At 61.2% G+C, this 2,027-nt stretch carries 2 protein-coding genes; both read left to right on the plus strand.

The features are described from left to right. The coding region (locus KBX17_RS11370; protein ID WP_256019909.1) for an ATP-binding cassette domain-containing protein at nucleotides 1-883 on the plus strand (883 nt) is incomplete at its 5' end. A gap of 2 nt (nucleotides 884-885) precedes the next feature. Next, nucleotides 886-1,950: a hypothetical protein gene (locus tag KBX17_RS11375; RefSeq protein ID WP_256019911.1), complete on the plus strand. Its 1,065-nt coding sequence runs from the start codon at nucleotides 886-888 to the stop codon at nucleotides 1,948-1,950. The last annotated feature ends 77 nt before the right edge of the window (nucleotides 1,951-2,027 follow it).

Below are 2,027 nucleotides of genomic sequence, written 5' to 3' on the forward strand. Positions count from 1 at the left end.
AAGCACTCACATCAGCTACACTGACCCAAGCAGCATAGATAACCCCCGACGTGTCCACTTTCCGGGGGTCAGGCCCCTAACAAAAACCTTCGGCGGGGAGACGGTACTGGACCGGCTCGACCTCGCGATAGAACCTGGCGGCATCCACGGCCTGCTCGGCCGCAATGGCGTGGGCAAGTCCACTCTGCTCTCGCTGATCGCCGGTCAGCTCAAGCCGTCCGAAGGTGAGCTCGATGTCTTCAACCAGAAACCGTTCGACAACGCGACCGTCATGGACCGCGTCTCCCTAACCGGTGTCGACGTCGCCTACCCGGGCACATGGTCCGTCCGTGACATCCTTACCGGCGCGCAGTTGCGGTACCCGGGGTGGGATCGCGGCATCGCCGACGAACTCGTGGCCGATTTCGCTCTCGATGACGCAATGACGACGGCGTACAGCCAGTTGTCGCGTGGTCAGCGAGCGATGGTCGGCAATATTGTCGGTCTCGCGTCGGGTGCTGAGCTCACGCTTCTCGACGAACCCTACGTCGGCCTCGACATCCACAACACAGACGTCTTCTACCGCCATTTGCTGGAGCTTTCCGGGAATGGCCGAACGTTCATCATGGCAACGCACCACATTGAGGACGCCGCCAAGCTCCTCGATTCCGCGATCATTCTCGGCCGCGACGGCCGCATCGCCGCGCACATTCTCGCAGAGGAGGCCGACGATTACGTCGTGGCGACCGGCTCCTTTGACGAGCCCGAGCACGCGCTCGCTTATCGACGCACCGATGCCGGGTCCCGCGCCCTCCTCCCCGCCACGAGCGCAACAGGCCTTTCGGCGCGCACCGCGCCTGCCGACCTCGGCGACGTCATCGAGTCTCTCCTGGAGGTGAGCTAACCATGGCTGTAACGATGACGGCCCTGGATGCCTCATTCTTCTGGCACCAGTTCAAGGCAGGGTCACGGTGGCGCCTGCTGCTCCTGCCCATCGCGCTCATCTTTCTCATTGGTGGAGCCTGGGTGGGCAGCTGGACGTCAGTGGTGGGAGGTAGTCTCATCGGCACGTTGACCCTGCTGGACGACCTATACCCAGAAAAGAACATCTTCCGGGCGTTGGGGATGAATGCGGCTAGAGCGCGCAGCCAGCTACTCATGGTGACGGCGCCGGTCGTTATTGCCGCAGCATTGATCTACCTTCTCTTTGTGCCCGGCATGAAGGGGGTAACCGGTGCGCTCATCGCCGCCACCTGCGGAGTGTTGTTCGTAGCCACCCACGGTGCTGTCGGTGATCAGGCGCGTTACGGTGAGGTGGAGTCCTCGCATATCCGGCCGTCTGGTTCGCTGCTGGTCCAAGCCATGTGGTGGCCGACGCTGTTGGGCGCCGCCATTGCCGGTGCCGGGCTCTCACTGGCAATCTATCTTGCCGGTTTCATCGAAAACGATACGTTTTCTTCCATCCTCGCAGCTTTGCCCGTGCTGTTCTTCTTCATGTGGCTGGGCACCGAGACAGTGACGAGTGGTCTGAGCCCACTGGTCGCGCATTCGTACGGATTCACCCGAAAGGCGTGGGCAGTGCACGTGCTGGCAGTCAGTGTGGGTGCGGGAGCAATTCTCGGCGTGATTGCAAGCGCCGGAAGCATTCTATTGCCGATTGACCACGTCGATGTTCAACCGGAGGTGTTCATCCTGGTGGCAGTGACAGTTGTGGCGGCCGGAGTATTCGCCGCAGGCACCGTCACCAAAGCCAAGGCACTCTTTCCGGCGGCAGGATTCTTACTCTGGTTCGGCGTGCGTGACCTCCTGCGATTCGAGGAAACTGCGGGGCGAGTCCCACTTGGACTGCTTATCGTTTCCAGTGCTGTCGCGCTCGTAGGCTGCGTGTTCATCGCGCTCTACGTCGCAGGGAAGATCAACCTCACCCACGACAACATTCGCAGCATGTCCAGCGTTGGTGGGGATGGCTAGAAACCGTGTTTGTGCTGGGGGTTTGTGTTGTTGGTGGTTGGTGTGTAGCTTTATGTGAGTCAGCGTGACCGACAACG

It is taken from the genome of Corynebacterium sp. CCUG 65737, from assembly GCF_024454115.1.
In the GTDB taxonomy this organism is placed as follows: domain Bacteria; phylum Actinomycetota; class Actinomycetes; order Mycobacteriales; family Mycobacteriaceae; genus Corynebacterium; species Corynebacterium genitalium.